Raw genomic sequence first — 25,821 nt, forward strand, 5'->3', positions numbered from 1 at the left:
GGCCGACGTCGCAGCACGGCCTCACGTCAGGCCTTCGGGTCGGCTGTCTCACGGCTCCGGAACGCGTCCACGGCGGCCGGCGTGGGGACCGGCTGTTCGACGACCTCCGGCAGGGCCTGTTCGGCCCAGATGACCTTGCCCTGCGGGGTGTAGCGGGTGCCCCAGCGCTCGGCCATCTGGGACACCAGGAACAGGCCCCGGCCGCCCTCGTCCGTCGTCGCGGCGTAGCGCAGATGCGGGGAGGTGCTGCTGCCGTCGGACACCTCGCAGATCAGCATGCGGTCGCGGATCAGGCGTACATGGATCGGTTCGGCGCCGTAGCGGATGGCGTTGGTGATCAGCTCGCTCAGGATGAGTTCCATGGTGAAGCCGAGTTCGGCCAGACCCCACTCCTCGAGCTTGTCCGAGACGGCGTCGCGCATCCCTGCGACCGCGGCCGGGTCCGGCCGTACGTCCCAGTCGGCGATGCGGTCGGCCGGCAGTTGGCGGGTGCGGGCGACGAGCAGGGCGACGTCGTCCTTGGGGCGCTCGGGGAGCAGACAGTCCAGCACGTCCCGGCAGGTGTCCTCGGGTGACCGCGAGGGGTGGCCCGTCAGCGCGGCGCGCAGCAGGTCCATCCCCACGTCCAGGTCGCGCCTGCGGTCCTCGATGAGGCCGTCCGTGTACAGGATGAGCTGCGTGCCCTCCTCGAGGCAGAGCTCAGCGGTCTGGAACGGCATGCCGCCGACGCCGAGGGGCGGACCGGCCGGCACGTCCGGGAAGGTGACCGTCCCGTCGGGCTCGACCAGCGCGGGCGCCAGGTGCCCGGCACGCGCCATGACGTAGCGGCGCGTCACGGGGTCGTAGATGCCGTAGAGGCAGGTGGCGCCCACGACGCCCGCGGCACTCTCGGCCGCCTCGTTCTGGTCGATGCGGCCGACCAGGTCGTCCAGATGGCTCAGCAGCTCGTCGGGTGGCAGATCGAGGGTGGAGAAGTTGTGCACGGCGGTCCGCAGCCGTCCCATGGTGGCGGCGGCGTGGAGGCCGTGGCCGACCACATCGCCGACGGCCAGGGCCACCCGGCTCCCCGGCAGGGGAATCACGTCGAACCAGTCCCCGCCCACGCCCGACTGGGCGGGCAGGTAGCGGTAGGCGATGTCGAGGGCGTTCTGCTCGGGCATGGCCTGGGGGAGCAGGCTGCGCTGGAGCGTGACGGCCATGGCGTGCTCGCGGGTGTAGCGGCGGGCGTTGTCGATGCTGATCGCGGCACGGGCCACCAGTTCCTCGGCCAGCGACAGGTCCTCCTCGTCGAAGCGCTCATGATGTTGCGCGCGCCAGAAGTTGGCCATGCCCAGGACGACGCCCCGGGCCTGGATGGGGGCGGTGATCAGGGAGTGGATGCCGTAGTCGATGATCGCCTGGGCACGCTCGGGGTCCTGCACCCGCCAGGTCGTGGCGGTCGGCAGATCGCTGACCAGCTGGGAGCGGCCGCTGCCGTAACCGCGCGCCTGGGGCGTGGCGGGGAGGTAGGCGAACAGCCGGCCCTGCTCGGAGAGCGGATGGTCGTCGCGGATGCCGCAGACGGCCGCGCGTCGCATGTCCGTCGCCGTGGGAGCCGGCTCCTCGCCGTGCAGGACGGCGTCGGCCAGGTCGACGGTGACGAAGTCCGCGAACCGGGGAATGGGGACGCACGCCAGCTCGTCGGCGGTGCGCAGTACGTCCAGCGTGGTGCCGATACGCAGTCCGGCGTCGTACAGCAGCCTGAGCCGCTCCCGTGCGACCTCCGCCCTGCCGGTCACCGCCTGGAGTTCGGTGGAGTCGCGCAGCGTCACCACCGTTCCCTCGGGGCCGCCGTCGCGATCCGTGGGCCGCTGGTTGACCGCCAGCAGCCGCTCCCCGGCGAGGTGCACCTCGTCGGTGGCCTCGCGTCCGGAAACGAGGAGCGCCTTCGTCTCGGGGTCGAGGCCCGACAGCTCCGGGACGAGCCGTCCCTCGGCGTCCGGGGGCAGCTCGAGCAGTCGTCTGGCCTCGTCGTTCGCCAGCATCAGCCGCCCGTCCGGGGCCACGATCAGCACACCTTCCCGGACGGAGTGGAGCACCGTGTCGTGGTGCTCGTACATCAGGGTCATCTCGGCCGGGGCCAGGCTGTGCGTCTGCCGTCGCAGCCGCCTGCCCACCAGTGCCGTCACTCCGGTGGACAGCGCGAGGGCCGCGGCCCCGGCGCCCAGGATGATCGGCAGTTGCCGGTCCACCTGGCTCTCGACGTTCTTGACCTTCATGCCGGCCGAGACGAGGGCCACCACCTGGCCGTTCTCGTCCCTGATCGGGACCGTGGCCTGCACCTCGCGGCCGAGCGGGCCGTTGACGTTCTCCACGTAGACCTTGCCCGCCAGGGACGGTCCGATCTCGCCCACGAACCGTTTCCCGATGCGGTCCGGGAGGGGGTGCGTGTACCGGATGCCCTCGGTGTTCATGACCACGATGAAGTCGACGCCGGCGGCCCGGCGTGCCGCCTCGGTGAGCGGCTGGAGGATTTTGCTCGGGTCCGGGGTCTCCAGTGCCTCCAGGACGCCCGGTGAGTGCGCGAACGTCTGAGCCACGGCGGTGGAGCGGTGCCTGGCCTCGGCGCTGGTATCCCGCTCCGACTGCAGGACAAGGGCGATGACGGCGCAGGTCACGAGCAGCACCACCAGAGCCACCTGGAAAACCAGCACCTGGCCGGCCACGCTTCGCGTGCTCCTGCTGAATAGCCGCTTGACCGATAGGTGCCGAAAACGGGCGAATCGATTCGCCATGCGACCTTTCTAGCATCGGTGATCCTGGGTGGCCAGGGCCCACCCGTCGGATCCTCGCCCGGCTGACCTCGGACGTCTGTGCCGTCAGACCCGCCCGGCCGTGGTTCCTGAGGGCGCGGCCACGCGTCGAGGGCGGGCGTGCGGGCCCATGATTTCTCCGTGCTTGATGCCCGCTTAGGCCGATATGATGCATTTTGTGATCATGTCTGCACGGCCCGGGCGTCGTCGCCCCGCCTACAGCGGCCGATGGGAAGTCGCCCGGCTGGCACCCGTGATCCTTGCCGTACTCATCGCAGGCCTGGCGTTCTCCACCCCCAGGGAGATCTCCATCAGCCGTCTGCTGCCCGCCGCACCCGCCCTGGCCGCCGCGATGTGGCCCGTGTTCCCCACGCTTCTGCTGGGGGCGTTCTGCTTCCTGATCATGATCTTCCTCAGCTTCTTCTACACCGATCTGGGGACGCAGTACACAGCGGCCGCGATCATCGCCGTCACCCTCGCGGCCGCGTACGGGAGCCATGTCCGGCTCCAGCGAGAGGAGATCCTCTTCCACGTCCGGCTCGTCGCCGACGCGGCCCAGAAGGTGCTGCTGCGCCCGCTGCCGCGCCGCATCGACGACGTCGAGATCGAGTCGCTGTATCTGGCGGCCCAGGAACAGGCCAGGATCGGCGGCGACTTCTACGAGGCGATCGGCACACCGCACGGCATCCGGCTGCTCATAGGTGACGTACGGGGCAAGGGCCTGTCCGCGGTGGGGGCCGCCTCGGCGGTGATCAGTTGCTTCAGGGAGGCCGCGTACGACGAGCCCGACCTGAGAGCCATCATCCATCGCCTGGAGACCACCATCACCCGTCACAGCGCGTCGTTTCCGGCCCAGGACCAGCCCGAGCACTTCGCCACCGCGCTCCTCGCCGAGATCCCGCACGGCGGCGGCCGCGTACGCATTCTCAACTGCGGGCATCCTCCGCCACTGATCGTGCACTGCGGGAAGGTGAGGGTCCTGGAGCCCACCATCGCCTCCCCACCCCTCAACCTGGCGGCGCTCATCGGCGACCGCTACTGGGTCGACGTCGTCGCCTTCACTCCGGGTGACCGCCTGCTGCTCTATACGGACGGCGTGTCGGAGACCCGGGACCACTCCGGTCAGTTCTTTCCGCTGGCGGACTGGATGCAGCAGCAGGACCTGGAACAGCCTCGCGACCTGCTCGACCAGCTGCACGGGGACCTGCTCCGGCACAGCGGCGGCAGGCTCGACGACGACATCGCCGCCCTCGCGCTGAGGTGCTCCGGTGTGCAGGATCGGGGGGCTGTGGGGGTGGAGGACTGAGCGGGGGCTTTCCGACGTCCGTCCGACGTCCGTCCGACGTTCTTCCGGAATGTTCTGCCTCACGGCCGGCCGGGCGGATAAGGTCCGCAGGTGCGTTGATCTTCCGGGCGGCGGCCTTCAGTGCTGCCGCAGACGGTGCGGGGCGCTTTCCGAGTCAGGGATCGCCCCGGCAGCCATGCCCGTCCCCACGCCACCGGAGATCCGCACAGTGACCGCTCAGCAGCCACTCACCTACGACGCTTTTGTCGCACACGCCACCGCTGATCCGGCCGTCGTCGGCCTCGTCCTCAAGGGCTCCCGGGCCCACGAAGGCATGATCACCCGGCATTCCGACCACGACCTGTACGTGGTCCTGGCGGATGACGCGACGACCGACCTCACCCGTTTCGAGGGCCACCGCACCCCCGAGCTCGATCTCGTCATCGTCTCTCTCACCGCGTTCCGGGCAGCGGGCATGCCCGGCTTCGAGCGCTACGCCCTCGCCCGCGCCCAGGTCCTGCTCGACCGGCTCGACGGAGGAATCGCCCGGATCCTCGCCGACAAGGCCGGCCTGAGCGCCGAGGAGGCGTTCCGGGACTGCGGCACCTGGCTCGACGCCTACGCGAACTCCCTCTACCGCTCCGTCAAGAACCACCGGGACGGCCACGCCCTCGCCGCGCGCCTCGACGCCGCCGACAGCATCCGTTTTCTGCTGGAGCTGCTCTTCGCTCTCGATCGCCGTCCCCGTCCCTACAACAAGTACCTGGAGTGGGAACTCGCCCGGTACCCACTCCCGGGCTGGGACACCGCCGAGTTGCTCCATGCCGTGGACGGCATCTCGCTGACCGGCGACGCATCGCGACAGCGGAACCTCTTCGCTCTCGTCGAGCCGGTGGTCCGGCGGGCCGGGCACGGGGAGGTCCTCGACGCGTGGGGCGAGGACCTGGACCTCATGCGACCGCAGTAGAGGACGTCTTCTGCGGTCGCGGGTGGGCCATGGGGAAGGCAGTAGCCGTGGACCCCGGCGGTCACGCGGCGGGGCAGGCGGACGGTCGCGATCCGGTCGAGGCCCGAGGCGTCGAGCCCTGCCTACGCCCGCCAGGGTGACACCTGGGCCGCGCTCCGCCGGGTCGCCCCGACCTGGTGGTCGGCTAGGGCTGTGAGGCGACGTGCCGGTCCGCCGGCCCGTCCGTGCGAGGACGAAGTCCCGGAGGCAGAGATGACGGTGAACCGGCTCGGTCTGGTGGTGCACGGCGGACGTGCGGAGGCCGTGGAGGCGGGCCATGTGGTCCGCGCCTGGTGCGAGGAGCACGGCGTACGGTGCGCGGACATCGACGTATGGGACGACGGCGGCCGCCGCAACGCCCAGGACGAGGTCGAGGCCGCGGGCCGGCCCGATCTCATCGTCACGCTCGGCGGAGACGGCACCTTCCTGCGCGGCGCCCGACTGGCCGCTCAGGGCGACGCGCTGGTTCTCGGCGTGGACCTCGGCCGGGTGGGCTTCCTGACCGAGGTCCCGGCCTCCGAGGTGCGTGCGGCCCTGGACGCGGTGCGCGAGGACCGACTCCACATCGACAGCCGGATGCTGCTGGCCCTGCGCGCCTCCCGGCGCCTGGAGGTACCGGCGGACGTGGAGGAGATGATGCGGTACGGCCGCGGACCGCTGCTGCCTGCGCCGCAGGTGCGCCAGGACTGCGAGGTCGACGAGGAGTGGGGCATCCCGCTGAACGTCACCGCGCTCAACGACGTGGTGCTGGAGAAACTCTCCAGGGACCGCCAGGTCTCCGTCGGCGTCTACGTCTCCGGCCGGCTCCTTGCCTCCTACTCGGCCGACGCCCTGCTCGTGGCGACCCCGACGGGCTCGACCGCTTACAGCTTCGCCGCCGGTGGCCCTGTCGTCTCACCGCGCGCCGAGGCCCTCGTCTTCACCCCGGTCGCCCCGCACATGACGTTCAACCGCTCCATCGTCACCGCCCCTGACGAACCCGTCGGACTGCGCGTCCTCGAACGCTCCGGGCAGGCCGCGGTCAGCATCGACGGCCAGGTGCGGGGTGTGCTCGAACCGGGTGACTGGATCGGTGTGTTCGCCGCGCCACGACGGCTGCGTGCCGTCCGGCTCGGGCCGATGGACTTCTACGGCCGTCTGCGTCAGCGGATGAATCTGACGGACGCTCCGGCGGCGGTAGCCGACGGAACTCCCGCGCCCCTGTGGTCCGTTTCGTCACCGCCGCCCCGGGACCTCTCGCATCTGACGCTGCTGACCGTCCCGGACACGCACTGAGACTGCACGTCAGGCCGCGGTCAGCCTCCTGGGCGGGCGACTCCACCCTTCTTTCGTGCTGCTCCCCGGCCCTACCGCGTTCGGTATGCCCGGAGGAACGTCCGCACTCCCTCGACGACGAGGGGCCGGACGCGGGTGTCCTCCGCGGCATTCGCGGAACCGAGCCTGTCCAGTGCGACGCCGAAGGTCAGCGCGATGAACTGATCGGCCGCGAGTCGGGGGTCGGGGACATCGAGCAGCCCGGCCGCGCCGAAGGCGGCGAACCGCTCGGCGATCGCCTCGTCGGGGGTGTCGGCCATGGCGTTGTAGCCCCGGTGCGGCAGGTGGCCGGATTCCGCCCGGACCAGTCGTTGGAGCGTCGCGTACTCGGCCGAGCCGAGCATGTCGGTGGCGATGCTCATCGAGAACGTGACCAGGGCGTCCTCGAGGTCTGCGGCCTCGGTGAGGTCGGTGAGGGTGTCGTCGAGCGTGCTGCGGATCGTCGTGATCATCGACTGGCCGATGGCGTCGACGACCGCCTGCAGCAGCGTCCGCTTGTCGCCGAAGTAGTCGTAGACCGTCCGCTTGGACACCTCGGCCCGGGCGGCGACCGCGTCGACGCTGGTCCGGTCGAAGCCGTCGGTGAGGAACAGTTCCCGGGCCGCCGAGAGGATGGCGGCCCGCTTCCGCGTGGACCCCTCGCGCAGTGTCTTCGTGGTCGGCATGGGCACATCCTAACCGTTCTACACTGCACGGTGTAGTGTAGTGTCGGATCGAACCTCGGACCTGTCCCCAATGCACCCCGCAATCCGTACGCCGCACACCGCGCCACGCGTGAAATGGCCGCCACGGAAAGGACATCCATGACCGCAACTCTGGCTCCCTCGATACGCATCGGGAAGGCGGCTGTCGGGGCCCTCGGCATGCTGGCAGTCGCCACCGGTGCCCTGGAGTCGGTGGTGACGCCGACGCTCCCACTCCTGCAACGAGAACTGGACATGAGCCCCGCCGAAGGGGCGTTACTCAGCATCGTGCTCCTCATCACCGGCGCACTCGTCACACCGGTCGCCGGCAGGTTGGGCGACCGCTACGGCGGGAAACAGGTCCTGATCCGGCTGATGGCCGTGGTCTGCGCCGGTGGTCTGGTGTCCGCCCTGGCACCGAACCTGCCCGTGCTGCTGCTCGGTCAGGTGCTTCAGGGCGCGATGGTGGGCGCGCTGCCGCTGTCGTTCATCCTGGTGCGCGAACACCTCCCCGAGGGAGAGTCGAAGGTGGCCATCGGGGTGGTCAGCGGGCTGTTCGTCGGGGGCGGGATGGCGGGCACCCTGTCCGCCGGGCCCGTGGCGGAAGGGCTGTCCCGACACTGGATGTTCGCGCTGCCGACGATCGCGCTCATCGGGGCCACACTGCTGGTGAACAGGCTGATGCCACACGATCCGCCGCGCCGGTCGGACGACACCGGGGTCGACTGGCCCGGCCTGGCTCTCCTGAGCGGGACCCTGGTCACGCTCATGCTCGTGCTCGCCCTGGCACCCGACATCGGCTCGCACCCGCTCGTGCTCGGCGCCCTCGTCGTCGTACTCGCCGCCTTCGTGACCGGGTGGATAACGGTGGAGCGGCGTGCGGTCGCGCCGATGGTCGATCTGCGCATGCTGGCACGGCCCACGATGTGGAAGTCGTGTGTGCTGACGTTCGTGATCTGTGTCGGGACCTCGGTGGCGGTCTATCTCGTCCCGCAGCTGTTCGCCGTGCCCTCGCGCGAGTACGGCTTCGGGGCCAGCGCCACGGAGATCGGCTTCTTCCTGTTGCCCGGAGCCGTGGCCGCGTCGCTGGCCGGGCCGATGAGCGGGATCGGAACACGGCGTTTCGGCTCGCGTGCCGTGGTCACCACCGGGCTCGTCATCATGGCCGTCGCCCTGACCGCCCTGGCAGCCGTGCACTCCGAGATCTGGCACCTCGTCATCGGCAAGGTGATGATCTCGCTCGCCAACGGCCTGTGCGTCACGGCGTTGGTGACCGGTATCGCCACCTCCGTGGATCGAAGCGACACCGGTATCGCCACCGGCCTGGTCCTGGTGACCCGGGTGATCGGCTTCGCCGTGGGTGCGCAGCTCGGCGGTGCGATCCTCACCGCCGCGACGCCTCCCGGGTCGGATGTCCCGGCCGAATCGGCCTTCGTCACCGGCTTCGTCATAGCCGGTGCCGTCACCGCGCTGTCCCTGCTCGTCGCCCGCACCATGAGCAAAGGAGTCAAGGAATGACCCGCACCGACCTGTCGAGGGACGGCCGTGGCACACCGAGGCGCACGGTCCTTATATCCGGGGCCAGTGTCGCGGGGCCGGCTCTCGCGTACTGGTTGAACCGCTACGGATTCGCGGTCACGGTGGTGGAGAAGGCGGGCGCACTTCGTGGCGGTGGCTATCCCATCGACGTCCGCGGCACCGCCCTCGACGTCGTACGGAAGATGGGAATCCTGCCGCAACTGCGGGACGCGCACATCGACCTCCGCCGACTCACCTTCCTCGCCGAGGACGGCACCGAGGTGGCTTCCGTCCACCCGCACACCGTCACCGGCGGTGTCGCGGCACGGGACCTCGAGGTGCGGCGCGGCGATCTGACGGGCGCCCTGTACACGGCGGTCCGTGACGACGTGGAGTTCTTGTTCAACGACTCCGTCGACACCCTCGACCAGTCCGGACACGGCGTCGACGTCACCTTCCGCGGGGGAGGCAGCCGTACGTTCGACCTGGTGATCGGTGCGGACGGGCTGCACTCACGTACCCGCGAGTTCCTGTTCGGCCCCGAAGAGCAGTTCCACCGGTACCTCGGCTACTGCTTCGCCGGGTTCACCCTGCGCAACACCTTCGGCCTCTCCCACGAGCTCATGATGTGGAACGCCCCGGGCCGGGCCGCGGCACTCTATGCCGTGGGGGACAACGACGACGTGCACGGCTTCCTGAACTTCGCCCTCCCACAACCGCCGTTCGACGCGTTCCGGAACCCCGAAGCCCAACGGGAACTGGTCGCCTCGACCTTCGCCGACGCGGGATGGGAAGTGCCGGGCATGCTTGCCGCCCTGCGCGACGCGGACGACCTGTTCTTCGACGGCGTCAGCCAGATCCGCATGCCCCGCTGGTCCGGCGGCAGGGTCGCGCTGGTGGGCGACGCCGCGTACGCGCCCTCGTTCCTCACCGGACAGGGCTCCAGCCTCGCGCTCGTCGGCGCGTACATGCTCGCCGGCTCCCTGGCCGGCCGCGACCACACCTCGGGCTTCGCTGCCTACGAACACACCACCCGTGAGTTCGTGAACCTGAACCAGGAGCTCGTCGGCGAGGGCGACGCCGCACTCTTCCCGACCACCGCGCGGGCCCTTGCGCAGCGCAACGACATGCTGCGCAATCTCAGCGCCATGCCCTCCGCGGAAGGACGACCGGCCCATTCGGCCCTCACGCTGCCCGACTTCATGCCCATGGCGTGAGCGCGCTGCCGCTTCACGCGGGCAGTTCCACGGTGATACGGATCCCGCCGGCGGAGCGCGGAGTGAGGCTGAGCGTTCCGTCGTGCGCGTGGGTGATGGTTCTGACGATGGCCAGGCCGAGGCCGACGCCCGCGTGGTCGGTGTGGACGCGTTCCGTGCCGCGGCGGAACGGCTCGGTGAGTGTCGAGATCAGCTGTGGGGTGAGTTTCTCGCCGGTGTTCTCGACGGTCAGCGTCACCGTCTCGGGGCGGACGCTGGTCGTGACCCACACGGAGCCCCGCTCGGGCTGGTTGTGGACGATCGCGTTGTGTACGAGGTTCATGGTCAGCTGGAGCAGAAGCGGCTGAGAGCCGTCCGTGGGTGTGATGTCGCCGCTGGTCACGATGGTGACGCCGTGCTTCTCCGCGAGCGGGAGGAGCGTCTCGACGGCTTCTTCCGCCATCAGGGACAGGTCGACGCGCTCTCGGGTGAAGGACCGCTGCTCGGCGCGGCTGAGCAGGAGCAGTGCCTCGGTCAGGTCGATCGCCCGGCTGTTCACGGCTTGGAGGCGGTCCATGAGCGTGCCCGTGTCGGGGCTCGGATCGGCGCGTGCCACATCGATCAGCGACTTCGAGATCGCGAGCGGGGTACGCAACTCGTGCGAGGCGTTGGCGGCGAACCGTTGCTGTTCCGCGACCTGCGCTTCGAGCCGGGCTAGCATCGTGTCGAAGGCGTCGGCGAGTTCACGGAATTCGTCCTTGCGGCCGGACAGCCGAATCCGATGGGAGAGCGATCCGTTCGCGGCCGTACGTGTGGCGTCCCTGATGCGCGTCAGGGGAGCGAGCATGCGACCGGCGAGGAGCCATCCTCCCAGGAGACCGAACAACAACAGGAACGCCATGACCGTGGCCGCCGCAGGGGCGAAAGTACGCACGAGGAGTTGGCGGTTGGGATTCTCGTGGAGAAGTCGGCGGTCCCAGTCGTCGGGGACGTATTCCAGGAGGAATACCCATACGGCGGCGAGCAGCAAGGTACCGGCGAGCATGACGAACCCGGCGTAGCTGAGGGTGAGTTTGACGCGAACGCTCAAGCCCGGTGCCCTATCCACGGTCCGTTCCCTCGTTTCCGGCCCGCGCCGGCGTGTCGATGCGGTAGCCGACGCCGGGCACCGTGGCGATGAGCCAGGGTTCGCCGAGTCGTTTGCGCAGTGCCGAGACGGTGATGCGCACGGCGTTGGTGAACGGGTCGGCGTTCTCGTCCCACGCCCGCTCCAGGAGCTCCTCGGCGCTGACGACACCGCCCTCGGCGGCGACGAGGACGTCGAGCACCGCGAACTGCTTCCTGGTCAGGGCGACATAGCGGCCGTCCCGGTAGACCTCCCGGCGGAACGGATCGAGCCGCAGCCCCGCGATCTCTCGCACCGGCGGCCGGTTGTGGGCGCGTCTGCGGTCCAGTGCGCGGAGCCTGAGCGCGAGTTCCCGGAGCTCGAAGGGCTTGGTGAGATAGTCGTCGGCGCCGAGTTCGAACCCGGAGGCCTTGTCGTCGAGACGGTCGGCCGCGGTGAGCATGAGGATCGGCATGCCGCTGCCGGAGGCGACGATACGTGCGGCGATCTCGTCGCCTGAGGGTCCCGGGATGTCGCGGTCGAGGACGGCGATGTCGTAGGTATTGCTGCCCAGCAGGTCCAGCGCGGTGTCGCCGTCGCCTGCGATGTCGGCCGCGATGGCTTCCAGCCGCAGGCCATCGCGGATTGCCTCCGCCAGATAGGGCTCGTCCTCGACGATCAACACACGCATGTGATCGATGCTAGGAGGCGGCGCATATCGTCGGCATATCGAAAACCACATACGTGCCGGCAACACCGCGCTGCCTTGACTGGCGGCATGACTCGAACCCCACGATTAGCGCGGACGGCGCCCCGCCGGATTCGCGGGCCGCTCCTTTTCGCCGCCCTCATCGGCGTCGTGGCGGCGATCACCGCGGCCCTCGCGTACCAGGCGCTGAAGTCCTCGCCCGCCCTCCCCTCCGCGTCGTTCTCGGCCTCCGCACCCTCCTTTGCCCCGTCACCCTCGGATACGCGCCGTGGGGAGTACCGAGAACCGCTCGGTGAGGCCGACGGTGCCGTCCCCGACGGTGTGACGGTGTTCGATGACGCGGTTCCGGCCGTGGCCAACCTCGACGCGGATCTGCTCCAGGCCCTGCGTCGGGCCGCGACGGATGCCGCGGACTTCGGAGTCGCGTTCCACGTCAACGGCGGCTGGCGCTCCCCTCGGTACCAGGACCGGCTTCTCCGCGAGGCCGTCGCCAGGTACGGGTCCGCAGAGGAGGCCGCCCGATGGGTGGCCACCGCGACGACATCTCCCCACGTGTCCGGTGACGCGGTCGACCTCGGCCGTTCCGACGCGACGGCATGGCTGTCCCGGCACGGCGCCCGCCATGGGCTGTGCCAGATCTACCGGAACGAACCCTGGCACTACGAACTGCGCACCGAGGCGATCCACCACGGCTGCCCGGGCATGTACGCCGACCCCACCCAGGACCCGAGGATGCACCAGTGACCGACAGTGAGCGAGGACGGACGATGACGCAGGTGGACACGGCGGCGACCGGCGAGGCCGGCGCCGACCGCCCGGACGCCGCGGGCTCCGGCACCCGGCGCGCACGCATCCGCGCCGCGATCCGCGTCCTCTCCCGACCGGGTCCCTGGAAGCGCGGCCCGCTCCTCGCGGCCCTGGCGCTGCTGCTGGGCCTGCTCATGCTGGTGCACGCGCGGATCACCGACCGCTGGGGCCTGGGCAGTCTGGTGGAGAGCCTGCTTCCCTGGTTCGGCGCGTTCGTACCGGTGCTCCTGGCCGGTGCGCTGTGGCGTCGGTCGGCCTCCGCGGTGGCCGCGCTGCTGCTGCCGGTCACGGTGTGGCTGAGCCTCTTCGGCGGGCTGCTCACCGACAAGTCCCACCCGGGCAGCGACCTGACTCTCGTCAGCCACAACGTCGGCGCCGAGAACCCCGACCCGACCGCCACCGCGCGTGACCTGGCCGCCTCCGGGGCGGACGTACTGGCGTTGCAGGAGATCACCTCGCAGGCCCGCGCCACATACGAGAAGGAGCTGGCGAAGACGTACCCGCACCACACCGTGCTGGGCACGGTCGGGCTGTGGAGCAGGCTGCCGCTGTCGGACACCCGGCCGGTCGACATCCAACAGGACGTCGGGCCGCTGGGGGACGCCAAGCCGGACGACGTCAAGCTGGCCTACAACCGTGCGCTGCGCACCACGGTGGCCACGGACCAGGGGCCGCTGGCGGTGTATGTGGCCCACCTGGGGTCCGTACGCGTGATGCCGAGGAACGGCTTCTGGACGGACAGCCGGGACCGCAACGCGAAGGCGCTCGCCGAGGCGCTGGCCGCCGAGCGCAATGAGCGGGTCGTGCTGCTCGGCGACCTGAACGGCACCGTGGACGACCGCGCGTTCACCGGCATCACCTCCCAGCTGGACTCGGTCCAGGACGTGGCCGGGGACGGGTTCGGCTTCAGCTGGCCGGCGGAGTTCCCGGTGGCACGGATCGACCAGATCCTGGTCCGCGGCGTGGAACCGACGAGCTCCTGGCTGCTGCCCGCCACCGGCAGTGACCACCGGCCGGTGGCGGCCGGAATCAGCTGGCCCAGGAGGTAGCGGAAGCCGCTCCCACCGGCCGAGGCCAACGGCCCTTCGGCGTCACGCCGAGTGCTGGTACGCCGAGTAGGTCAGATAGCCGTGGTCGCCGCCCTCGAAGTACGTGGCCTCGTCGGCGGGGGCGATCGGGAGGCCGGTGCGCAGGCGTTCCACGAGGTCGGGGTTGGCGATGAAGGCGCGACCGAAGCTGATGAGGTCGGCTCCCAGGCCGAGCCAGTGGTCCGCGTCGGTGCGGTCGGCCTGCTTGGGGCCCATCGGCAGGACCGGGTTCATCACCAGCGTGCCGTCCCAGGCCCGGCGCAGACCGAGGAGCGTCTCCTCGTCGGTGGTGGCCTCGAGGTGGACGTAGGCCAGCCGGAGCCGGGACAGTTCGGTCAGGAGGGCGGCGTAGAGCTCGGGGACGTCGGTCTCCTCGATGCCCCAGAAGGGGCCACCGGGGGAGAGGCGGATCCCGGTCCGGTCCGCGCCGATGGCTTCGGCGGTCGCGGTGGCCGCCTCGACGGCGAACCGGATCCGGTTGGTCACGGAACCGCCGTAGCGGTCCGTGCGCAGGTTGGCGTTGGGGGAGAGGAACTGCGAGATCAGATAGCCGTTGGCACCGTGGAGTTCCACGCCGTCGAAGCCGGCGTCCACGGCCCGGCGTGCGGCATCCGCGTACGACCGCACGTGCTCGGGCACTTCAGCGGTCTCCAGGGCACGCGGAGTCGGCGCCGGCTGGGGCCCGCTGGGGGTGAACACTTCCCCGACGGCCGCCACGGCCGAGGGGCCGACGGGCCGCATCCCGGTGGTGTCGGGATGTGACACCCGCCCGCCGTGCATGATCTGGGCGAAGATCCGGCCGCCGTTGGTGTGCACGGCATCGGTCACCGTGCGCCACGCGGTCACCTGATCGTCGGTGTGCAGGCCCGGAGTGCCCGGGTTGGACTGGCCGATGAGGCTCGGCTGCACCCCCTCGGTGACGATCAGGCCGGCCGTGGCCCGCTGGGCGTAGTAGCGCGCCATCGAGGGCGTCGCCAGACCGCCCGCGGCGGCTCGGACACGGGTCATCGGGGCCATCACCACCCGGTTGGGCAGCACCAGGTCGCCGAGCCGGTAGCCGGTGAAAAGGGTCGTCACGTCATGTCTCCTTGGCCTGTCGCGTGTGAGGCGTCGTGCCTGACCGGGCACACGAGTTACGCTAAAACCTGACACTGACGTCAGAGGCAAGGGTTGTGCCCCGGATCACAGCAGGGAGAGCGGCATGCGCATCGGCGAGCTCGCGGCACGGGCCGGTGTGAGCGTCCGGTCCTTGCGCTACTACGAGGAACAGGGCCTGCTCACCAGCACCCGCAGCGCCAGCGGGCAGCGGCACTACACGGAGGCCCACGTCGAGCGCGTCACGTTCCTCCAGCGCATGTACGCCGCAGGTCTGTCCAGCCGGACGATCGTCGAACTACTGCCGTGCGTCGACTCACCGAGCGAGTCCACGTCCGACGCCGCGCTGGAACGGATGGCCGAGGAGCGCGAACGGCTCTCGGCGCACATCGAAGAACTCGTCCGCACCCGGGACGCACTCGATGTACTGATGGCCGTGAACCGGGCGCATCGCGAGAGCATCCGCCGTCTGCCCTCTGCTTAATCGCCTTTGCTCTCTGCTTAATCGCCTTTCGCGCCCTGCCGCGCCGGAGCTAGTGTTCGCGCAGCGAGTGACTCACGAGGAGCGAAGACATGGTCGGTCGTCCCGGCGCGCGTTGACATTCGAGGCCGTGCGCGGCCTGTCATCGCGTGCCGCCCTTGAATCGCGGCACAGCGAGCGTTCCCTTCCCGCTGCCTGAACCTGGTCGGTGCACCTGCTGCGCGCCGGTTGGCGGGTCACGTCTTCGGTCATCCGAGGAGTCCCTGTGCCGTCTTCTCCCTCCGCCGTATCCGATTCCGATCGACCTGTTTCGCCCAGCCTGTGGCGGGACCGCGACTTCCGCCGGCTCTGGCTGGGCCAGACGGCGTCCCAACTGGGCGAACACACAAGCCTGGTGGTCCTCCCGCTCTTCGCCGTCCTGACGCTCAATGCTGGCGCCGGCCAGTTGGGCGTCCTGCGCGCGGTGGGGCAGGTGCCGATCCTGCTGCTGTCGCTCTTCGTCGGCGCGTGGGTGGACAGATGGCGGACCCGTACGGTGATGGTGCTGACCGACGCCGGCCGGGCGCTCGCGCTGGGCGCGGCCGCCGTGGCCGGACTCCTCGGTGTGCTCGGCCTGCCGGCGCTGCTCGTCGTCGCCTTCGTGATCGGGGCTCTGTCCGTGTTCTTCGACGTGGCGTACCAGGCCTCCTTGGTACGGCTGGTGAAACGGGATCAGTTGCTGCGGGGCAACAGCGCGCTCGAGGGCAGCCGGTCCGCGGCGCAGATCGGCGGTCCCGCCCTCGGCGGTGCGCTGGTGTCCGCGCTGTCGGCGCCGGTCGCTGCCGCGGCCGGTGCTGTCCTCTTCGCGCTGTCGTTCCTGTCCATCGGCCGGATGGGCCATCGCGATCCCCTCAGGGAACACCGAAAACACTGGAAACACCGGGGATACCAGGACCGCCGGGACCGCCGGGACCGCAGGGACCGCAGGCACCGCCAGGAACACCGGGAACGAAGTCCCAGGGTATGGCGCCAGATCCACGAGGGGCTCCGGTTTGTCGCCGACGACACCTCGCTACGGACGGTGTGCCTCGCATCAGCAGCCTTCCAGTTCTTCTTCGCTGCCGTGATGACCGTGTATCTGCTGTTCCTGCCACGGGACTTGGACCTTTCGGGCACGGCCGTCGGGCTGGCCCTCGCGGCGACGGGGCCGGGTGCGCTCCTCGGCTCGCTGCTGGCAGCCCGCCTGCCGAACCGCTTCGGACACGGCGTAGTGCTCGTGCTCGCGGCAGCACTGGGCGACGGCGTGTTCCTGTTCGTACCGGCACTGCACGGCTCGCCTTCGCTGACGGTTGGCGCGCTGCTGGCGATCAACTTCGTCTTCGGGACCTTCAGTCAGCTGGTGAACGTCACGGTCATGGCCATCCGGCAGACCGTCACTCCGGACGGCATGCAAGGCCGCGCGGCCGCGACGATCACCTTCGTCGGCATGGGGCTGACCCCGCTCGGCTCGCTGCTCGGCGGCTTTCTCGCGGAAACGTGGGGGACACGCACGAGCCTGCTGGCAACGGCCGCGGGCATGCTGCTCTCACCGGCCCTGATGGCCCTGTCCCCCCTCACCCGCCTGGGCCGGACGCTCCCCACCCCGCCGGAGACACAAGTGCCGTCCGCGTGACGCCATCTGCCGCATCAGGGCCTGAAGACCCGCGCGAACTACTCCACCAGCTTCGCCAGCCACGGATGCCCGGGATACACCCGCTCCAACCACGCAGCCAGCGTGTCCCGCCGGGCCCGGCCCAACAGCGGCAGCACCCCGTCGAAGTCGGCTTCGTCCTTGGGCCGCGGCGCCTTGGCCTTGAACAGCAGTACCAACTCTGGGACCAGATACGGAATCCCGTCCGCCGTCCGCTCGATGATCTCGTCGTACGACAGCCGAAGGGTGTCGTCCCGCCGGCAGATCCACGTCCCGCCCTCGTGCGGCTCACGGAAGACGTCGAACAGGAACCGACCACTCGCCGGATCCCTCAGCCAGGTCTGATGCGTCGCCGCCAGCTCCTCGGCTTCTGCCGCCGCCCAGACCCGTCCCGAACCCACCGCGTCAAATACGTACCCGGGGAAGCGGGCCTGGATCTCGGAGAACCCCGCAGCGGGCACGGCGATCTCCAGATCACCGTGTGCTCGGGACTGTTCTCCGCGGAACAAGTCCAGCGCCCATCCCGCTGCGACGCACCAGGGTGCATCGACTCCGAGCAACCGCTCCGCCACCTGTTCCGGCCGCCAGGCATCCGCCCATCGGGCGTCCAACTCGTCCACATCGAGCTCCACACCGCCGGGCGGCAGCCACGGCAGTGCGAGGACGCGGTCCAGTGTCGAGCGGAGCTGCTCGTCCTGGAGGAACGCCCGGTGGTCCCGGTACGACGACAGTCGGCGGTCGGAATCTCGCACTGAACGGAGGGTTGACCGGGTCGACGGGGAGACCGTGCCGATGCGAGCGAGGGCCCGTAGCGCGTCGAGGAAGTGGCCGTAGGGTTCGCTGTCATCGGCGAAGCGGAGGGCGCATTGCTCGACGACGGGTCCACTCGGCTCCGACCGGCCCGTGATCGACCACAGCGCGATCGCCGCCCGCAGCCGCACCCAGGTGTCGCCGTGTTCCATGACATGCCGCACCCGGTCCGCGTAGTGCGCCGCCGCCGGGCCGAATTCGCCGAGGAGAGCGACGGGACCGTAGAGCGGCTCTTCCTCCGTCAGCACGGCCTCACCGATCTGTCGCAGCGCCGCGTCGCGGTCGCCGCCGAGGCGCCAGAGCGCCCACGCGATCCTCTGATGGTTGCCGGGGTGGTCGAGGACCGTGCACTTGCGTACGTCGGGCTCGGCGACCGCCGCGGCCGGTCCCATCGCCACCAGCGCATCGACCGCGGCAAGGGAGTACCGGGCGTCGTCCAGTCGGGCCACCACCTCCGGCAGGGCAGGCGCCGCAACCGGCCCCCACGCCGCGAGTACTTCGAGGAGGCGGCGGGGCAGCGAACTCCCGACTTCGTCGTCCCGCAGCAGCCTCCGCATCTCGGGCAGTAGGGCTTCCGCGTGCTCCCTCAGCGGCTTGAGCACGTCCTCGACTTCCGGCAGGCGCGGGTCACCGGCGACGTACGCGCGGGAGTACTGACCGCGATACGGCGCAGCCAGCCGCTCGACCAGCCCGGGCAGGGCACGCCGGTCGCCGAGGCGGGTCAGTGCCCAACGGGCCTGGTCGCCGACGGTGCCCTCGAGGAACTCGGCCTCGGCCGGGTCGTCGAGGAGCGCGGCCAACTCGTCGGCGTAGGGAGCCGCTTGCGAGCCGAGCACGGCGAGCAGATGGGCCGCCCGGTACCGCACTTCGGCGTCGGGGGCGGCGAGCATCGCGCCCGCCTGCGGCAGCAGCGCGGCTGCCGCGGAGGGCCGGACCACCAGCAGCCGCCACGCCTCGTCGAGGGCGGCCCGGGACAGTCGGATGTCTCCGTTCCGGCGTGCCGCTTCCATGAGTTGGACGACGAAGGAGAGTGTCGTCCGCGGCGAGGTCTCGAAGAGCCGGGCCGTCCAGGAGACGACGTCCTCGCGGGTGAAAGCCCTGTCGATGTCCGGCAGGTACCACGCCGCCTCGAAGCGCGGTTGCACGGCCGGGTCGGACAGCACGTCCAGCAGCAGGTCGAGTTCACGGACCGGAGCCTGAGGATCGAACGCGGCCCACGCGTGCACAGCTGCCACCTGCATGACGGGGGCGTCGGCGCGCAGCACCTCGGTCACCACCGACCGCACCCGGTCAACAGCACCGGGGTCGGCGGCGGACCCGGCCACCGCGCCGCCCAACGCGAGCAGCAGGGGCAGCCGTACCGTCGGATCCGTCTCGGCGTGCCACCGCTCCAGCAGCCCGTCGACCCCGTCCGCGAGGGGCAGGGCTTCCCTGCGCACCTCGGGCCGGAGATCCGAGAGCAACGCCAGGACGCGAGGTCGATACCGGTCCCAGGCCTCGTGCCACCCCGCGTCCACCAGACCCGGGTCGGCCTCCGTCGCCGTACTGGACACGCCCGCGAGCCACTGGACGAGTGTGGGCCGCGCGCCCATGTCCTGATCGCAGGCGAGGGCCACGACGAACGGCAGCGCGGCGGTCGCGAGGAAGGGCACACGCCCGGTGCCGAGCGCGAGGCAGTCGAACAGGGGGTCGCAGTCCCCCTCGGCCGCCGCCTCCCCGTTGAGCGCCAGGCGCCGCAGGGCGCGCCGCATCTCCTTGACCGGGTTGCGCCCGAGCGCCGACTCCAGCCGTTCCCACGGCATGTCGTCCAGCACGTCGAGCGCCGCGTCTGACACCTACGCCCCCTGACCTCGCGAATCGGCTCCCCGACGAACATCTTGTCATCGGCAGGGTGCCCTCCCTCTTGGAATGCAGCGACGGAGAATGCGTGACTATTCTGGACATAGCTCGTCACATGGCCCATCAGAGGCTTGATCCCGGGCGCAGGCCCCTCTGCCCACCCCACAGCCCGAGCGCACAGCGACGCTCGTCCATTCTCGTGTGCTCGTCACCCAGCGCTTCACGGACTTCCCAGGGAGTATTCCCATGGCTGCTCATACCGCCTCCGTCGTTCTTGAGCCCGAGGCACAGGAGCTCGCCGACGCCACCGCGCACCACCCGTTCCTGTACGAGCTCGAACCGACCGAGGCGCGCAAGGTCCTCGACGACCTTCAGGCCGCGCCGATCGACAAGCTGCCGGTCGACGAGGAGTGGGTGACCGTACCGGCCACCGTCGGTGATGTACGGGTACGCATCGTCAAACCCCAGGGCGCCACCGGAATGCTGCCCGTCGTGCTGTACATGCACGGCGGTGGCTGGGTGCTGGGCAACGCCGGCACTCACGACCGTCTGGTGCGGGAGTTGGCGGTCGGCGCGCGTGCGGCAGTGGCCTTCGTCGAGTACACGCCGTCACCCGAGGCCCACTATCCCGTGGCCATCGAGCAGGGTTACGCGACCGCGCAGTGGATCGTCCGCGAGGGAGCGTCCAAGGGGCTGGACGCACAGCGCATGGTCGTGGCCGGGGAATCGGTCGGCGGGAACATGACCGCCGCGCTCGCCCTCATGGCCAAGGAGCGCGGTGACGTCGACTTCCTGCAGCAGTCGATGTACTACCCGGTCACGGACGCGGCCATGAACACCGGTTCCTACGACGAGTTCGCCACCGGCTACTACCTGAGCCGCAAGCTGATGGAGTGGTTCTGGGACGCCTACACCACCGACCCGAAGCAGCGCGCGGAGATCACCGCGTCCCCCAACCAGGCCACGGTCGAGCAGCTGTCCGGCCTGCCGCCGGCCCTGCTGATCGTCGACGAGGCCGACGTCCTGCGCGACGAGGGTGAGGCGTACGCCGCCAAGCTCCGGGCTGCCGGTGTTCCGGTGACGACGGTGCGCTACGACGGCACGGTCCACGACTTCATGTTGCTCAACTCGCTCAGTCGGTCGGCGGCAACCCGCGGGGCCATAGATCAGTCCACGCTGTTCCTGCGCAACGCCCTCGGAACCGGCGAAGCCTAGATCGAGAGTCGACAGGCCCGGTCACTGTGCCGTCCCCTCGTCCACCGTGGGCGCCCCGACAGCCGGGGGCGCCGCCGGCCGGGCCGTGGCGGTGAGTCCGCGAACCTGCGGCGACAGCAGGGCGGCGCCCGTGGCCAGAGCGATCAAGGCGGCACAGCCGGCCAGCGCCTGCTGGATGCCGACACCGTCGGCGACGGGACCGGCCACGAGCAGCCCGAGCGGGGCGAAAGCCAAGGAGCCGAACCAGTCGTAGGAACTGACTCGGGAGAGCGCCTCCTCGGGAACCTCACGCTGGATCGTCGTGGCCCAGAGCACGCCGAAGATGTCCGCGGAGACACCCGAGCCGAACATGGCCACCGCGATCAGCCAGACCGGAGCCGAGACGGCGAGCAGGGCGAGGGGCAGGGCAGCCGGGAAAGTGGCCAGAACCGCCACCAGGACGGGCCTGTTCACGCGGACACGCGCGGCCAGGCCGGCGCCGGCGATCGTGCCCAGGGCCTGCGCTGCGACGATGAGCGACCACGCCCGGGCCCCGCCCAGATCTTCCTCTGCCATGAGGGGCCCCAGGACGCCGACGTTGGCGTTGAGCGCCGCGACGACGACCGCGTACTGGGCGACGACGACCCACAGCCACTGCCGGGAGGTGAACTCCCGCCACCCCTCCTTGAGATCGTCCCAGCCCGAGGACTTCTTGGCCGCGCGGCCGGGAACCCGCAGGCGGGTGGTGAGGAACGCGCTGACCACGAAGGACGCGGCATTGAGGGCCAGTGCCCATCCGGCCCCGGTCCACGCGACGACGACACCCGACAATGCCAGCCCCAGCAGCAGGGAGCTGTTCGTGCACACCCGCAGCATTCCGTTGGCCTGCTGGAGCCTGTCCCTCTGAACGACCAGCGGCACAAGGCCGTCCATCGCGGGGGAGAACAGCGCGGTCGCCGTCCCGGCCACGACCGCCAGCACACACATCAGCGCCAGCGGCGCGTGACCGGACAGTACGAGGGCTGACAGTCCGGCGTAGGCGGCCGCACCCACGACGTCGGCCACGACCATCAGGCGTGCGCGCGACATGCGGTCCGCGATCACTCCGCCGGCCAGGATGAACACCAGCTGAGGCAGTGCCTGACAGGCCACCACCAGCGAAAGCCGGCCCGGAGTCGCCCCGGGCAGGGCCAGCACGGCGAATGCCAGCGCCACGCGGGCAAAACCGTTGCCCAGCACCGAGATGGTCCGAGCCGAAGCGAGCAGAAGAAACTGCTGGTCACCCCAGAGGGAGGACCGATCGGGGGAGGCAGACATGGCGTCGGACTCTACGCGGCGGTCCCGATGCTCCGGTCTTCAATCAGCCAGTCTTCAATCAGCCATCCACGAGCCGCGATCGGGGGCGGTTCAGTGGCCGTAGGGCGGCTCGAAGCAGCCCGTCTCCGGGTACGGACCATTGGTCCGCACGGCGTAGTTGGACTTCTGCACGAACGCCGAGACACAGGCGTCGTCATGGACGCGCAGGGCGACCAACGCTCCCTCGGGCGTGACGTATTCGCCGTTCTCGTAGCGCGAGAACATCTCGTGGACGGTGAGCGTCCCGCCGAGCCGCTTACCGTCCTTCGTGATGCGTTCCTCCTCGTAGCCCAGCCGAAGCAGGGCCGAACGCACCGCCGAGGGTTGCCACTTGTGCTGCTCCCACAGTCGCTTCAGCACCGGCCTGATGCGCTCGGCCTCCCGCTGGGCGTCCTTCGCGTGCGCGGGGGACATGTCGCCGGACTGCCGGTAGGCGTTGTTCTCGTTGTAGTGCGGCGCACCGTCATTGGCCCCCGGCTCCACATACGGCGACGCACCCGAGGCGGTCACCGACGGGCTGGGCGTGGCAGCCCCGGCCGTCGTACCCGGGGCAGGCACGTCACCGCAGGCAGTGAGGGTCAGTGCGCCCGTGAGGACGAGGCCGGCGCCGGCAAGAGCCCTGAGACGGGCGGACGTTGGGGAGGACATGGGGTGAGTCTGTCATCGGGCCCGAGTACCCGGATGGGCGGTTTCGCGAGTGAGGAGTGAGTACGCGTACTCATGAGGCGCTGGGGAGCCCGTCCATCAGCCCTTCACCGCCCCCGAGGTGAGGCCCTGCACGATGTGGCGGCTGGCGAAGGCGAACAGGAGCATGGTGGGCAGGATGGTGAGCACGGCCGCCGCGGACATCGAGCCCCAGTCGATGTTGAAGCTGGAGATGAAGCCGTTCAGCGCCGTCGGGACGGTCTTGTTGCTGTCGCTGTTCATCAGCGTCACCGACAGGAACAGCTCGTTCCAGCAGTTGACGAAGTTGAAGATGAACGCGGCGATGATGCCGGGGCGCATCACCGGCAGCAGGACCCGGAACAGCGCCGAGAACCGCGACAGGCCGTCGATCATGGCGGCCTCCTCCAGGGCGTCCGGGATGTTCTCGAAGAAGCCGCGCAGCATCACCGTGCAGAAGGGGATGCACACCGCGATGTAGACGAGGATCAGACCGAAGCGGTTGTCCACCAGCTGCAGGTCGGTCATCAGCAGGTACAGCGGTCCGAGCGCGATGAACGACGGGATCATCTGGGTGACCAGCGCGGCCATCAGCAGCGCGGACTTGGTGCGGAACTCGAACCGGGCCAGCACGTACGCCGAGAGCATCGAGATCGCGGTGGCCGTGGCACCGGCAACGGTGGAGACGATGAGGCTGTTGGTGAGGTAGGTCCCGAAGTCGGCCGTGCCGAACAGGCCGCTGTAGTTCTCCAGCGAGAACCGCTCGGGCCAGTAGGCGAGTGGGAACTTGAAGATGTCGCCGGGGGCCTTGAGCGAGGTGACGGTGATCCAGTAGAGGGGGAAGACGGTGAAGAGCAGCCACACGCCGAGGAAGGTGAACTTCACGGCCCGGCCGGCCGCGGACTCCTTGCCGATCATCGCCTCGCTCCTTTCTTCTCTCGCGTGGCCATGAGGAAGAACACCGCGAACACCAGCAGCGCGGCCACCACGAGGAGGCCGAGCGCGGAGGCCCTGCCGTAGTCGCCCTGCTGAGTGATCTTGATCATCCAGGTGGTCACGATGTGCGTCTCGTTGTTCGGCCCGCCGCCGGTCATGCCGAAGATCAGGTCGGGGAAGTTGAAGATCCAGATCACCCGCAGCAGCACGGTCAGCGCCAGCGTGGTGCGGATGTACGGGATCGTGATCTGGAACAGCGTGCGTGCCTTGCCCGCGCCGTCCAGCGCCGCCGCCTCGTAGAGCTCGTCGGGGATCGACTGGAGCGCGGCCAGGATCATGATCGCGAAGAAGGTGACGCCGTACCAGATGTTGGCGATCAGCACGGCCACCATCGCCGTCTTCGGATCCGCCAGCCAGGCGACCGGCTCGTCGATCAGACCGGCCTTCTGGAGCAGGTCGTTGACGACACCGAACTCACTGTTGAACAGCCAGCGGAAGAGGATGCCGATGAGGAATCCGGAGATCGCCCAGGGGAAGAAGATCAGCGCTTGGTAGAGGCCGCGGAAGCGGAAGCGGCGGCGCAGCCACAGCGCGAGCGCGAAGCCGATCACCAGCTGGGGCACGATCGAACCGAACACCCAGATCGCGCTGTTGCCGAGGACGGTGCCCCAGGCCGGATCGGCGAAGACGTCGCGGAAGTTCTTCAGCCCGACCCAGGAGGTGTCGGTCAGGTCGGTCAACTTCCAGTTGCGGAAGGCCATCTGGCCGCCCGCGATCATGGGGTAGTACGTGAAGACCGCCACGAAGACCGCGGCCGGCGCCATGAACGCGGCGATCTGAAGACCGCGCCGGGTGGTGAACTCCCGCCGCCGGCCCCCACGGGGGAGACCCCGCTTGTGCGAGGTCTCCCCACTGCCCGGCGCCTTCGTCTTCGTGGCCGTTGTGGACGTGACGGACATGTCTACTGCTCCTGCTGCCACTTCTCGGTCCAGTACGCGTCCCAGCCCGCGACCAGCTTCTTGGGCGTGGTCTTGCCGAGGATCAGCTTCTGCACGTCGGCGTCCGCCTTCTGCTGCCACTCGGCCCACCAGGTGACACCACGCGGCTGGGTGACGACCAGGTACTTGTCCGGCTGCTCGGTCATCGTGACGTAGCTCGACCAGGGACCGGTCTTGTAGAAGGGGTCGCTGGTCGCCGACTTGAGGATGGGCACCAGGCTGTTCTTCTTGGTGAACGTCGTCGACGCCTCGCCCTGCGAGAGGAACTCGACCAGCTTGACGGCCTCGGCCTTGTGCTCGCTGCCCTGGGCGACACCCCACCCGGCGGTGGCCAGCGGCTGCACGGTCTTGCCGCCGGGCCCGGCCACCAGCGGCGCGGTGCCCCACTGGTCCTTCGAGATGGACTTGGACTCCGAGACCGTGGCGATCACCTCGGGGTCCTGGAGCAGGAACGCCGTGGAGCCGTTGGAGAACGCCTCGACCATCTCCGGGTAGCCCCAGGCGACGGACGACTTGGGGGAGGCCTCCTTGAAGAGCTTGAGATAGTTCTTCATGGCCTCCTCAGCCTCGGGGGCGGCGAAGATCGTGCGGCCGTCCTTGAGCTTGAAGCCGTTCGCCGGGTCGACCTGGTCGGCGAGGTAGGCCTCGATCGCTGCGGTGGCGTTGCTGTTGGAGTTGGCGCCACCCCTGAAGGCGTAGCCGTACCGGCGCTTGGCCGGATCGTGGATGGCGGAGGCCTGCTCCACCAGTTCCGCCCACGTGGCCGGCGGCTTGCTGAAGCCCGCCTCCTTGATCAGGTCGGTGCGGTAGAAGAGGCTCAGGCCGTAGAAGCCGTACGGGACGAAGTACGTCTTGCCCTTGGCGTCCTTGGATGCGTTGACGGCGTTCTCCGTCATCGCCTCCCAGCCCTTCCAGCCGTCGAGGTCCTTCTTCATGTCGTAGAGCCAGCCGTTGTTCGACCAGGGTCCGACGGTGATGTCGCGGACCTCCAGGACGTCCACGCCGCTGCCGGACTGGAGCATCTGCTGGAGCTTCTGGTCGGCCTGCTCGGTGGGCGGGGAGACCAGGTTGACCTTGACCTTGGGGTTCTGCTGCTCGAAGTCGGCTATGAGGTCCTTGAGCAGTGCGGTGCGGGTCGGGTTCGTCAGGCTCTCGACCATGTTGAGGGTGACTGTTCCGCTCGCCTCGGGGCTCATGGTGGAACAGCCGGTCAGGACCATCGCGGCGGCGGTGCCGAGCGCGAGAGCTGCCGTCCTTCTTCTCATTGTGCTGACCTC

General features: G+C 69.7%; 21 protein-coding genes. 10 read left to right on the forward strand and 11 right to left on the reverse strand.

What is annotated here, in order from left to right:
- Window positions 1-26 precede the first annotated feature (26 nt).
- The gene (locus ACFPQ9_RS44650) at window positions 27-2,774 is read right to left on the reverse strand and encodes a SpoIIE family protein phosphatase (protein WP_417803952.1); all 2,748 of its coding nucleotides are present in this window, start codon (window positions 2,772-2,774) and stop codon (window positions 27-29) included.
- Between the two features lie 196 nt (window positions 2,775-2,970).
- Between ACFPQ9_RS44650 and ACFPQ9_RS22515 the strand changes: the two genes are divergently transcribed.
- The 3 genes from ACFPQ9_RS22515 (at window position 2,971) to ACFPQ9_RS22525 (ending at window position 6,358) form a co-directional block, all read left to right on the forward strand.
- Window positions 2,971-4,098, forward strand: a complete 1,128-nt coding sequence (locus ACFPQ9_RS22515) for a PP2C family protein-serine/threonine phosphatase (RefSeq protein ID WP_380855947.1) — start codon at window positions 2,971-2,973, stop codon at window positions 4,096-4,098.
- Window positions 4,099-4,306: 208 nt separating this feature from the next.
- The gene (locus tag ACFPQ9_RS22520; RefSeq protein ID WP_380856286.1) at window positions 4,307-5,044 is read left to right on the forward strand and encodes a hypothetical protein; all 738 of its coding nucleotides are present in this window, start codon (window positions 4,307-4,309) and stop codon (window positions 5,042-5,044) included.
- Between the two features lie 252 nt (window positions 5,045-5,296).
- Window positions 5,297-6,358, forward strand: a complete 1,062-nt coding sequence (locus ACFPQ9_RS22525; protein WP_380855950.1) for an NAD(+)/NADH kinase — start codon at window positions 5,297-5,299, stop codon at window positions 6,356-6,358.
- 71 nt (window positions 6,359-6,429) lie between these two features.
- On the opposite strand, the gene ACFPQ9_RS22530 is transcribed toward ACFPQ9_RS22525, so the two are convergent.
- Window positions 6,430-7,062: a TetR/AcrR family transcriptional regulator gene (locus ACFPQ9_RS22530; RefSeq protein WP_380855953.1), complete on the reverse strand. Its 633-nt coding sequence runs from the start codon at window positions 7,060-7,062 to the stop codon at window positions 6,430-6,432.
- A 138-nt stretch (window positions 7,063-7,200) separates the two neighbouring features.
- On the opposite strand from ACFPQ9_RS22530, the gene ACFPQ9_RS22535 reads away from it, so the two are divergent.
- Both ACFPQ9_RS22535 and ACFPQ9_RS22540 read left to right on the forward strand, forming a co-directional pair.
- Window positions 7,201-8,598: an MFS transporter gene (locus ACFPQ9_RS22535; RefSeq protein WP_380855956.1), complete on the forward strand. Its 1,398-nt coding sequence runs from the start codon at window positions 7,201-7,203 to the stop codon at window positions 8,596-8,598.
- The gene (locus ACFPQ9_RS22540) at window positions 8,595-9,815 is read left to right on the forward strand and encodes an FAD-dependent monooxygenase (protein WP_380855959.1); all 1,221 of its coding nucleotides are present in this window, start codon (window positions 8,595-8,597) and stop codon (window positions 9,813-9,815) included. Before ACFPQ9_RS22535 ends, ACFPQ9_RS22540 begins: the two co-directional genes overlap by 4 nt.
- Before the next feature lie 13 nt (window positions 9,816-9,828).
- On the opposite strand, the gene ACFPQ9_RS22545 is transcribed toward ACFPQ9_RS22540, so the two are convergent.
- Together ACFPQ9_RS22545 and ACFPQ9_RS22550 are read right to left on the reverse strand one after the other, a co-directional pair.
- Window positions 9,829-10,902 carry a sensor histidine kinase gene (locus tag ACFPQ9_RS22545; protein ID WP_380855962.1) on the reverse strand — a complete coding sequence of 358 codons (1,074 nt, stop codon included), beginning with the start codon at window positions 10,900-10,902 and terminating at the stop codon, window positions 9,829-9,831.
- A complete protein-coding gene (locus ACFPQ9_RS22550) occupies window positions 10,895-11,590 on the reverse strand; it encodes a response regulator transcription factor (protein WP_380855965.1) in 696 nt (231 codons plus the stop codon). The genes ACFPQ9_RS22545 and ACFPQ9_RS22550 overlap by 8 nt, the downstream gene beginning before the upstream one ends.
- Before the next feature lie 87 nt (window positions 11,591-11,677).
- Between ACFPQ9_RS22550 and ACFPQ9_RS22555 the strand changes: the two genes are divergently transcribed.
- Both ACFPQ9_RS22555 and ACFPQ9_RS22560 read left to right on the forward strand, forming a co-directional pair.
- Window positions 11,678-12,352 (forward strand): M15 family metallopeptidase, encoded by a 675-nt coding sequence (locus tag ACFPQ9_RS22555; RefSeq protein ID WP_380855968.1) that lies wholly within the window; start codon window positions 11,678-11,680, stop codon window positions 12,350-12,352.
- A 23-nt stretch (window positions 12,353-12,375) separates the two neighbouring features.
- Window positions 12,376-13,464 (forward strand): endonuclease/exonuclease/phosphatase family protein, encoded by a 1,089-nt coding sequence (locus ACFPQ9_RS22560; RefSeq protein ID WP_380855971.1) that lies wholly within the window; start codon window positions 12,376-12,378, stop codon window positions 13,462-13,464.
- 42 nt (window positions 13,465-13,506) lie between these two features.
- Here the strand turns inward: ACFPQ9_RS22560 and ACFPQ9_RS22565 are convergent, their stop codons facing one another.
- A complete protein-coding gene (locus ACFPQ9_RS22565; protein ID WP_380855974.1) occupies window positions 13,507-14,580 on the reverse strand; it encodes an alkene reductase in 1,074 nt (357 codons plus the stop codon).
- 124 nt (window positions 14,581-14,704) lie between these two features.
- Here ACFPQ9_RS22565 and ACFPQ9_RS22570 point away from each other — a divergent pair, with 124 nt between their 5' ends.
- Window positions 14,705-15,082, forward strand: coding sequence for a MerR family transcriptional regulator (locus ACFPQ9_RS22570; RefSeq protein WP_380855977.1), 378 nt, complete (start codon window positions 14,705-14,707; stop codon window positions 15,080-15,082).
- Window positions 15,083-15,344: 262 nt separating this feature from the next.
- Window positions 15,345-16,730: an MFS transporter gene (locus tag ACFPQ9_RS22575; RefSeq protein ID WP_380855980.1), complete on the forward strand. Its 1,386-nt coding sequence runs from the start codon at window positions 15,345-15,347 to the stop codon at window positions 16,728-16,730.
- A 38-nt stretch (window positions 16,731-16,768) separates the two neighbouring features.
- Here ACFPQ9_RS22575 and ACFPQ9_RS22580 read toward each other — a convergent pair whose 3' ends face one another.
- Window positions 16,769-17,404 (reverse strand): nucleotidyltransferase domain-containing protein, encoded by a 636-nt coding sequence (locus tag ACFPQ9_RS22580; protein WP_380856289.1) that lies wholly within the window; start codon window positions 17,402-17,404, stop codon window positions 16,769-16,771.
- 2,239 nt (window positions 17,405-19,643) lie between these two features.
- Here ACFPQ9_RS22580 and ACFPQ9_RS22585 point away from each other — a divergent pair.
- Window positions 19,644-20,612, forward strand: coding sequence for an alpha/beta hydrolase (locus ACFPQ9_RS22585; protein ID WP_380855982.1), 969 nt, complete (start codon window positions 19,644-19,646; stop codon window positions 20,610-20,612).
- 21 nt (window positions 20,613-20,633) lie between these two features.
- Here ACFPQ9_RS22585 and ACFPQ9_RS22590 read toward each other — a convergent pair whose 3' ends face one another.
- From ACFPQ9_RS22590 to ACFPQ9_RS22610, 5 genes are all read right to left on the reverse strand, one after another.
- Window positions 20,634-21,908, reverse strand: a complete 1,275-nt coding sequence (locus ACFPQ9_RS22590) for an MFS transporter (protein WP_380855985.1) — start codon at window positions 21,906-21,908, stop codon at window positions 20,634-20,636.
- Between the two features lie 90 nt (window positions 21,909-21,998).
- Window positions 21,999-22,595, reverse strand: a complete 597-nt coding sequence (locus ACFPQ9_RS22595) for a hypothetical protein (RefSeq protein WP_380855988.1) — start codon at window positions 22,593-22,595, stop codon at window positions 21,999-22,001.
- A gap of 96 nt (window positions 22,596-22,691) precedes the next feature.
- Window positions 22,692-23,528: a carbohydrate ABC transporter permease gene (locus tag ACFPQ9_RS22600; RefSeq protein WP_380855991.1), complete on the reverse strand. Its 837-nt coding sequence runs from the start codon at window positions 23,526-23,528 to the stop codon at window positions 22,692-22,694.
- Window positions 23,525-24,505 (reverse strand): carbohydrate ABC transporter permease, encoded by a 981-nt coding sequence (locus tag ACFPQ9_RS22605; RefSeq protein WP_380855994.1) that lies wholly within the window; start codon window positions 24,503-24,505, stop codon window positions 23,525-23,527. Before ACFPQ9_RS22605 ends, ACFPQ9_RS22600 begins: the two co-directional genes overlap by 4 nt.
- Before the next feature lie 2 nt (window positions 24,506-24,507).
- Window positions 24,508-25,809: an ABC transporter substrate-binding protein gene (locus ACFPQ9_RS22610; protein WP_380855997.1), complete on the reverse strand. Its 1,302-nt coding sequence runs from the start codon at window positions 25,807-25,809 to the stop codon at window positions 24,508-24,510.
- Window positions 25,810-25,821: the final 12 nt, after the last annotated feature.

Source organism: Streptomyces coerulescens (assembly GCF_042657965.1).
Lineage (GTDB): Bacteria > Actinomycetota > Actinomycetes > Streptomycetales > Streptomycetaceae > Streptomyces > Streptomyces coerulescens.

Bases quoted from the DNA above. Each gene is read 5' to 3' on its own strand.
- ACFPQ9_RS22550 (WP_380855965.1), bottom strand. From the start codon at position 11,590: ATGCGTGTGTTGATCGTCGAGGACGAGCCCTATCTGGCGGAGGCAATC.
- ACFPQ9_RS22610 (WP_380855997.1), bottom strand. From the start codon at position 25,809: ATGAGAAGAAGGACGGCAGCTCTCGCGCTCGGCACCGCCGCCGCGATG.
- ACFPQ9_RS22535 (WP_380855956.1), top strand. From the start codon at position 7,201: ATGACCGCAACTCTGGCTCCCTCGATACGCATCGGGAAGGCGGCTGTC.
- ACFPQ9_RS22585 (WP_380855982.1), top strand. From the start codon at position 19,644: ATGGCTGCTCATACCGCCTCCGTCGTTCTTGAGCCCGAGGCACAGGAG.
- ACFPQ9_RS22605 (WP_380855994.1), bottom strand. From the start codon at position 24,505: ATGTCCGTCACGTCCACAACGGCCACGAAGACGAAGGCGCCGGGCAGT.
- ACFPQ9_RS22525 (WP_380855950.1), top strand. From the start codon at position 5,297: ATGACGGTGAACCGGCTCGGTCTGGTGGTGCACGGCGGACGTGCGGAG.
- ACFPQ9_RS22600 (WP_380855991.1), bottom strand. From the start codon at position 23,528: ATGATCGGCAAGGAGTCCGCGGCCGGCCGGGCCGTGAAGTTCACCTTC.
- ACFPQ9_RS22560 (WP_380855971.1), top strand. From the start codon at position 12,376: ATGACGCAGGTGGACACGGCGGCGACCGGCGAGGCCGGCGCCGACCGC.
- ACFPQ9_RS22555 (WP_380855968.1), top strand. From the start codon at position 11,678: ATGACTCGAACCCCACGATTAGCGCGGACGGCGCCCCGCCGGATTCGC.
- ACFPQ9_RS22530 (WP_380855953.1), bottom strand. From the start codon at position 7,062: ATGCCGACCACGAAGACACTGCGCGAGGGGTCCACGCGGAAGCGGGCC.
- ACFPQ9_RS22540 (WP_380855959.1), top strand. From the start codon at position 8,595: ATGACCCGCACCGACCTGTCGAGGGACGGCCGTGGCACACCGAGGCGC.
- ACFPQ9_RS22570 (WP_380855977.1), top strand. From the start codon at position 14,705: ATGCGCATCGGCGAGCTCGCGGCACGGGCCGGTGTGAGCGTCCGGTCC.
- ACFPQ9_RS22595 (WP_380855988.1), bottom strand. From the start codon at position 22,595: ATGTCCTCCCCAACGTCCGCCCGTCTCAGGGCTCTTGCCGGCGCCGGC.
- ACFPQ9_RS44650 (WP_417803952.1), bottom strand. From the start codon at position 2,774: ATGGCGAATCGATTCGCCCGTTTTCGGCACCTATCGGTCAAGCGGCTA.
- ACFPQ9_RS22590 (WP_380855985.1), bottom strand. From the start codon at position 21,908: ATGTCTGCCTCCCCCGATCGGTCCTCCCTCTGGGGTGACCAGCAGTTT.